General features: G+C 43.4%; 5 protein-coding genes and 1 pseudogene. 4 read left to right on the top strand and 2 right to left on the bottom strand.

Annotation, left to right across the window (positions count from 1 at the left end; genetic code table 11):
* The 3 genes and pseudogenes from IM479_RS04810 to IM479_RS04800 form a co-directional block, all read left to right on the top strand.
* Positions 1-248 (top strand): annotated as a pseudogene (locus tag IM479_RS04810) (zinc ribbon domain-containing protein); the annotation flags it as partial.
* 435 nt (positions 249-683) lie between these two features.
* Entirely contained in the window at positions 684-1,970 is a 1,287-nt protein-coding gene (locus IM479_RS04805; protein WP_287685886.1) for an FAD-binding oxidoreductase, read from the top strand.
* A gap of 9 nt (positions 1,971-1,979) precedes the next feature.
* Positions 1,980-3,335, top strand: a complete 1,356-nt coding sequence (locus IM479_RS04800; RefSeq protein WP_287685882.1) for a (Fe-S)-binding protein — start codon at positions 1,980-1,982, stop codon at positions 3,333-3,335.
* A gap of 385 nt (positions 3,336-3,720) precedes the next feature.
* On the opposite strand, the gene IM479_RS04795 is transcribed toward IM479_RS04800, so the two are convergent.
* Positions 3,721-5,154, bottom strand: a complete 1,434-nt coding sequence (locus IM479_RS04795) for a phosphoglucomutase/phosphomannomutase family protein (protein WP_287685880.1) — start codon at positions 5,152-5,154, stop codon at positions 3,721-3,723.
* Positions 5,155-5,222: 68 nt separating this feature from the next.
* Positions 5,223-5,567: a hypothetical protein gene (locus IM479_RS04790; RefSeq protein ID WP_286825884.1), complete on the bottom strand. Its 345-nt coding sequence runs from the start codon at positions 5,565-5,567 to the stop codon at positions 5,223-5,225.
* A gap of 91 nt (positions 5,568-5,658) precedes the next feature.
* On the opposite strand from IM479_RS04790, the gene IM479_RS22535 reads away from it, so the two are divergent.
* A partial coding sequence (locus IM479_RS22535; protein ID WP_353737100.1) for a helix-turn-helix domain-containing protein occupies positions 5,659-5,704 on the top strand: 46 nt, incomplete at its 3' end.

Genomic DNA, 5,704 nt, shown 5'->3' with positions numbered 1-5,704 from the left:
GTTTCCCAGTTCTAAGCGGTGTAGTAATTGCGGGTATATTGCTGAGAAAATGCCGTTAAATGTTCGAGAGTGGGATTGTCCAGACTGTGGGACGCACCATGACCGAGATATTAACGCCAGTAAAAACATTTTGGCCGCAGGACTTGCGGTGTCAGTCTGTAGAGCGACCATAAGACCAGAACAGAGTAAATCTGTTAAGGCAGGTGCGAAACCCCAGCGATGGGAAGAAACAGAAACTTAAATCGTGAGGTTTAGGAATCACCGTCCGTTTACGGCGGTGAGGATGTCAATAACTTCTTGGCTTACTGATCGAGGTAATCCACTATTATTACATGAGTGTATGGCTAATTTAACAGTCAGTTATTGGGCTGCCCGCTCATTTAAATTGCTTGTTGAGATGAGGCAAAAGGCAAGAGGCAAGAGGCAAAAGGCAAAAGGATAATTTTCCCTTTAACCTTTCGCTTTTTCCCGACATTTGCCGAAAATTTTTTGATTTATGCAAGAGAGCTTTTTAGCTGCCTCAGTATGGCTGGAATTGCCCCACATCGGAGATGGAGAGCCAAACTAAGGTAATCTAATTAATAGAGGCTGAAAATTACTGATTAGTCCTAGCATTACCCCCATTCTTCGGGATTATCGGCCGGTAATTCCTGACTCCTCACTCCTCAATTCTTGTGTCAAATATGACTGCGATCGCTGCCCAGATAACTTCTATTTTACCCCCCGACACGCCGGTTATTATCTGGCCACAAGTGCCAAAAGAGGAACAAGAAAGACTATCAAGGGCAATTAGGGGCAAAAGTCCTGAAATTCTAGTTTATCCCGCTAATACAGCTGCTTTAGCCTCTTTGGTGCGTTTTAGCAACGAAAATCGTCTGTCTTTACTGGCCTACGGTCAAGGCAGTAAATTAGATTGGGGTGGGTTAGTCGAGTCGCCCGATATTTTAGTTAGTACCCAAAATCTCAACCAGATTATTGACCATGCTAGGGGAGATTTAACTATAACCGTGCAAGCTGGGCTTAAAATAGCGGATTTACAGGCTTTTTTAGCTCCTAGCTCTCAATTTCTTTCTCTTGATCCCAGTTACGCCGATAATGCCACGATTGGCGGTATTATGGCCACGGCCGACGCGGGAACATGGCGGCAAAGATACGGTGGTGTCCGGGATTTGATCCTAGGATTCTCCTTTATCCGTCACGATGGCGAGATTGCTAAAGCTGGAGGGCGTGTGGTGAAAAATGTGGCGGGATACGACATGATGAAGCTATTTACGGGTTCCTACGGCACTTTAGGGATTATCGATCAGATTACCCTGCGACTGTATCCCGAAACTGCTAACTCAGAAACCCTGATAATTAGAGGAAATAGCGAAAATATTAGTAAATTAAGTCAATTTATTCGGCAATCGTCTTTAACTCCCACCGTGGCTGAATGTTTAAACCTAGGGATGACGCAAGCATTAGGATTAGGGGAAAAAGTCGCTTTACTGCTGCGTTTTCAAAGTATTCCCGAAAGTATTAGCGAACAATCGCAACAGGTGAGTTATTTAGGGCAACAGTTGGATTGTCAGACTAATTCTTATCGGGATGAGGAAGAAGTTTCTCTATGGCAAAGATACCGAAAAACAATCGATAATTATGACCAAGAGGGCAATTTTTTCGGCAAAATAGGATTATTACCTAGCAATTTAGCTCTAGTTATCGACCAAATTAACGGACTAGCATCAATTAATATTAGTAGTGGGGTGGGTAAAGTTATCTTAAAATCGGAGGAAAATCTTGACAAAATTCGCTCTTTATGCAGTGCCAATCAGGGTTATTTAACGGTGTTAACCGCGCCTCCATCGCTGAAGGAAAAAATTGAACCTTGGGGTTATACAGGTAATGCGATTGCCATGATGAAAACCCTAAAAACTAAATTCGATCCTCACGGTATTTTTAGTCCTGAACGCTTTCTTAACAAAATCTAATTAAAAATCATGCAAACCTCCGAGCATTCCCTTAACTTTCAAGAATTAATCGACCAAAAAAATCAAGGATTTGACCCCAAGAATCCCCCCGCTCAAGAATTAATCGATAGTTGTGTTCACTGTGGTTTTTGTCTATCTACCTGTCCCAGTTATCGAGTGATTGGCAAAGAAATGGACTCCCCCCGGGGCAGAATTTATCTGATGAATGCTATCAACAAAGGGCAAGCAGTTTTAGACGAAACCACTAGCCAACATTTTGATACTTGTTTAGGTTGTTTAGCCTGTGTTAGTACCTGTCCATCGGGAGTACAATATGATCAATTAATCGCCGCAGTTCGTCCGCAAGTGGAACGCAATCAACCCCGCAGTTTTAAAGATAAAATTATTCGTTTTCTCATTTTTAATCTCTTTCCCTATCCCGTCCGTCTCAAATTATTTTTACCTTTCCTCTGGTTATATCAAACCCTGGGATTACAAACTATTGTTAAAAAATCGGGACTATTAAAAATGTTCTTTCCTCGTCTAGCAGCGATGGAATCAATTTTACCAAAAATTACCCTAGACTCTCTGTTTAAAAACTATGCCGATGTTATTCCCTCCCAAACTGAAAAACGCTATCGGGTGGGAGTAGTTTTAGGTTGTGTGCAGCGCCTCTTTTTCTCGCCGGTAAATGAAGCGACAGTGCGGGTTTTAACTGCCAATGGTTGTGAAGTGGTTATCCCAAAAACCCAGGGTTGTTGTGCCGCTTTACCCGCACACCAAGGACAGGAAAAACAAGCGCAAAGTTTAGCCAGACAAATGATCGATAGTTTCGCAGAAACCGAGGTTGATTATATTATTATTAATGCGGCAGGATGTGGTCATACTCTCAAGGAATATCATCATATTTTAGCCGACGATCCTGAATATAAAGATAAGGCTAAGGAGTTTGTGGCTAAAGTACGCGATGCCCAAGAATTTTTGGCATCAGTGGGGTTAACTGCTGATTTATCCCCGATTACCGAGACAGAATTAACCCTAGTTTATCAAGATGCCTGTCATCTTTTACACGGACAAAAAATCTCGGTGCAACCACGGCAATTATTGCAAAAAATCCCCAATATTAACTTAAAAGAACCTATCGATGCGGCCTTGTGTTGTGGCAGTGCCGGAGTTTATAATATGCTACAGCCAGATACTGCCGATGAATTAGGTCAGCAGAAAGTACGCAATTTATTAAATACTGGGGCTGCGGTGATTGCTTCTCCTAATCCGGGTTGTTCCCTACAAATTAAAAAACATCTACAATTACAGGGAAAAGATACACCCGTTATTCATCCGATGGAATTATTAGATTATGCAATTCGCGGGCTGAAAATTTCCTAGTTCATCCCCGTTTTATCTTAATTTTCTGAAAATAGAAAACGGGTTTCTTCAAGAAACCCGTTTTCTATTAGATAGGGTTTGCGGCAAAAAGTTTGTTGGTGGGGTTAGGAGTCAGTCCCGATGAAAAAATTTTCACCAGCAGAGATGAAAGAGGTTTCCTTCCCCACACCCCACACCCCACACCCTACACCCTACACCCTCTTTCAAGTCAGTAGCCGGTCGTTTCAGGCTTTGTTGCCCTATTTTTTTGTACCAGCTTATGTACTACAAAGAAGGATAATGCAAGGTTTTTGAAGGTCTTAATCCTATTTTCGCAGCATGAACATCGGATTATAACAGGTCAAAAGCCTTATTTTAAAAGGGTTTTACCATTATTCAGCAAGCCCTAGATATAGGTAGCCCAAGATTTTGCCCATGCGAGAATTTCATCAACTCGATCGAGGGTTGAAGATTCACAGTAGAGACGCAAAACCGGTTCTGTGCCACTAAAGCGAATTAACAACCAACTGCCATCTTCTAAACGGAATTTATAACCGTCCATAGTATTACAATCAGTCACTTGTTTACCAGCAATTTCCCTTAAGGGTTCCCTATCCAAAGCAGTAATTAACTGATCGCGAGCTTCCATATTAGCTAAGGGTAAATCAATGCGATCATACTCAGAATGAAACCCGGTTTTATCCTGTAATTGCGCGTAAAGATCGCTTAAATCTTGGCCCGATTCTACCACCGCTTCCAAAACGTATAAAGCTGATAATAAAGCATCCCGTTCGGGAATGTGAGTACCATAACCGACACCTCCCGACTCTTCCCCACCAATTAACACAGGAGTGGTCAACATTCGATCGGCGATATACTTATAACCGATCGGGGTTTCAAAGACCGATAAACCGTATAAACTGGCTAATTTGGGGATTAAATCGGAACCGCTCACCGTTTTCACAATTTCCCCTCTCATTCCCTTTTTACCGGCTAAATGCTCGATTAAAATCGGGATGAGATTTTGGGTGCTTAAAAAATTCCCCCGACCATCGATCGCCGCTACTCGATCGCTATCCCCATCGAAGACCAAACCTACTCGCAAAGGGGCTAAATTTGCGCTGTGAGCCAGTTTATCGATGATTTCCCTCAAATTTCTCGGTAAAGGTTCTGGAGAGCCGCCACCGAACAAAGGATCGCGATTGCCGCGTAATTCCGTGATCCCCACCCCCAAAAGACGCTCTAAACCGGTAGCCGCCGCACCGTGCATGACATCGGAATAAACTTTTAGTTGTCCCGATTTGATCGCGTTGGCAATAGCAGCAATGTTAACTTTTTGGCGTAAACCCTGACAATAACTTGACCATGGCTCAAAAGTGCTTAATTTACCGGCAGCTGCGTTAAATTGCGGCGGATTAGACAATAAAGCTTCAATTTGTTGGGTAATTTCCGGCGAGACAGAACCACCAAAATAACCTTTAACCTTCAAACCGAGATATTTGGCTGGGTTATGACTGGCGGTTAACACGATCGCACCGAGAGCATTTTCTGATCGAGCTGCCCAACTAAAAGCGGGAGTCGGAGCGTAGGATTGGGAGAGAAGCACATCAAAACCGGCTTTTTGAAGTGATTCCGCCGCAGTTTGAGCAAAATCCTCCGCCATAAACCGCCGATCATAACCGACGATAATCGTCCGCGAACCTGTGATCTGACCATAATTATCCGCTAAAACCTGAGCCGCCAAGGGAGCGAGCAGAGCGACTCGATCGAAAGTAAAATCGGCGGCGATAATCCCGCGCCAGCCATCGGTTCCAAATTTAATCGGGTTCACGGTGGTCATGATTTACGAACTACCCCTAAAATATCCATTTTCCCAATACTGTAACCCGCTCCGTAACCTCTGGAAACTCATTTTTCCCGATCATCGGTTTTTGCCGCCGAATCGAGCGCGCCGACTTCACTGGCTAATAATTTTTCCATTAACATTTGTAACTTCATCCGTTCTATATAGGGCCATCCCCCGGTTTCCTCGATATCCCGGAGTAATCCGTATAAGTCCTTACGGGTATTGGGTAAAGATGGCTCGAACATCTGCTCGCGAATTTGCCGATGTAAATTTTCTAAAGTTCGCAGCAACATTAACAAACCGTTACAATCTCCCTGCTGTTCTTGGGCGATCGCTGTCACCGTCGTTACAAGGGAATGTAGTTGGCTATCTAATTGGCTGTTATCTCCCGGCAATGGACTATTCATCGAAAATTTTGGGTCTGAAACCCCGTCGTTCTACGACGGCTTTACCGTTAAATACTAGCGCATTTACCAAATATATGCTAAAATGTGAGACATGGAAAAAGCCTATTCGTTTCGATTTTACCCCACACCCGAACAAG

This window comes from Microcystis sp. M165S2 (genome assembly GCF_020245885.1).
Classification (GTDB): domain Bacteria; phylum Cyanobacteriota; class Cyanobacteriia; order Cyanobacteriales; family Microcystaceae; genus Microcystis.
Note: the sequence above shows the minus strand (reverse complement) of the source record. Positions and strands in the feature narration are given on the sequence as shown.

Excerpts from the sequence above, each read along its gene's own strand:
- IM479_RS04800 (WP_287685882.1), top strand. The coding sequence starts at position 1,980 with ATGCAAACCTCCGAGCATTCCCTTAACTTTCAAGAATTAATCGACCAA.
- IM479_RS04790 (WP_286825884.1), bottom strand. The coding sequence starts at position 5,567 with ATGAATAGTCCATTGCCGGGAGATAACAGCCAATTAGATAGCCAACTA.
- IM479_RS04795 (WP_287685880.1), bottom strand. The coding sequence starts at position 5,154 with ATGACCACCGTGAACCCGATTAAATTTGGAACCGATGGCTGGCGCGGG.
- IM479_RS04805 (WP_287685886.1), top strand. The coding sequence starts at position 684 with ATGACTGCGATCGCTGCCCAGATAACTTCTATTTTACCCCCCGACACG.